Here is a 1262-nt window from a genome sequence, read left to right on the forward strand (position 1 = left end):
GAATACTTGTGTTATTTGTAGTTGTCCAAAGTAAAAAGTCATCTATATTTTTTATGCCGTATTCTAAAACGGCTTGGTAGATAAAGATGGATGGGAATTGTAAACTTCTTTCGATTAAAGCTTCTTTAATATCTAAAATGATTTTTCTTGATGAATTGGTTAAAAGCCTTTTCATTAAGGGCACCATATCTCTTGATAAAGCACCTTCTTTATTTGTAGAAAATAGCCACATATCGATTGTCCATTCGGTGTCTTGTTCTTTATAAACAAGCTTGAAATAATGACCGTTAAAATCCGTTTTTGAATAATCATGATACTTTAATTCCATTACATTTGGATTTGCTACAAGCGGTGCTAGTTCTTGCATAATGCGATCAGGATGAATTTCGTCACAGAATGTTTCAAAGTCAATATCTGGCGAAACAATAAGATCATAGGCTGCGGCACCGACAAGATGACAGGTACCGATTTTACTCCATTTCTCGATAAGTTGTAACTCTTGAATAATTTTTTTAGCTTGCTGCTTTTTGTGAAGAGCTCTTTGTAAACTGCTCATTTGTGTCCTTCTCTCTAATTTTAAGTGACATTATAGAATACTAAAAATTTAGAAAATAATCAACCTATATTTTGCCCACACTACCTCTTCATCACAAGCAAAAGACGCTTTGTGTGAAGGGGTACGTGTCGCTTTGGCATTAAACGCTCCGATAATCACTCGCTGTAAGTGCCTAACAGCGAGTAGATTCCTGTATCGTTTACGGCTAGGCCGCCATACCAAACGAGGCGAAGATCAACATCTAATACAAAAGACAAATCGGAAGTGACTGTCACGGCAGTCACTTTTATTGTGCCCATTTTTTCGATTTCTTTCGCCATACGCCCAAGCAATAAGATCATTTGCTTGGGCTTTGCCATTTGCGTTCAACTTGCGGCAAGCAGCGTGGCAGATTCTGCCTACCACACTGCTATCCGAGTTTCACCTCAAAAAGCAAGGACCGTCAAAATTTTTTGTTTAAACATGCTTACGCTACAAAAAATTTTGAGCTATCGCTAAGGCGATTCCTTGCTTTTTGATTGCTGCAAATAGCTGCATGGCATAGCCAAGAAATCGGAAAAAATTCAGCCTTCCGACTTCGGGATTGCGGCTAAAGCAATCAAAAAAATCTAAGGAGGAAACACCATGACAAACCCTACTAACCAGTCGTTAGAGCCGATTTATGAGATTGTAAAAATTAAAGCCGAGCGTCGTAAACTGCCAAAGA

2 protein-coding genes are annotated in these 1262 nt (G+C 38.2%); both read right to left on the reverse strand.

Annotated elements, in window-relative coordinates; translation table 11 throughout:
• A partial coding sequence (locus tag QI30_RS19595) for a hypothetical protein (RefSeq protein ID WP_148113920.1) occupies positions 1-556 on the reverse strand: 556 nt, incomplete at its 3' end.
• A gap of 155 nt (positions 557-711) precedes the next feature.
• A complete protein-coding gene (locus tag QI30_RS19600) occupies positions 712-915 on the reverse strand; it encodes a hypothetical protein (protein ID WP_126992133.1) in 204 nt (67 codons plus the stop codon).
• Positions 916-1262: the final 347 nt, after the last annotated feature.

The sequence above is a fragment of the Candidatus Kurthia intestinigallinarum genome (genome assembly GCF_003991225.1).
Taxonomy (GTDB): domain Bacteria; phylum Bacillota; class Bacilli; order Bacillales_A; family Planococcaceae; genus Kurthia; species Kurthia populi.

Coding starts and splice junctions, on each gene's coding strand:
- QI30_RS19600 (WP_126992133.1), bottom strand. CDS start 915: ATGGCAAAGCCCAAGCAAATGATCTTATTGCTTGGGCGTATGGCGAAA.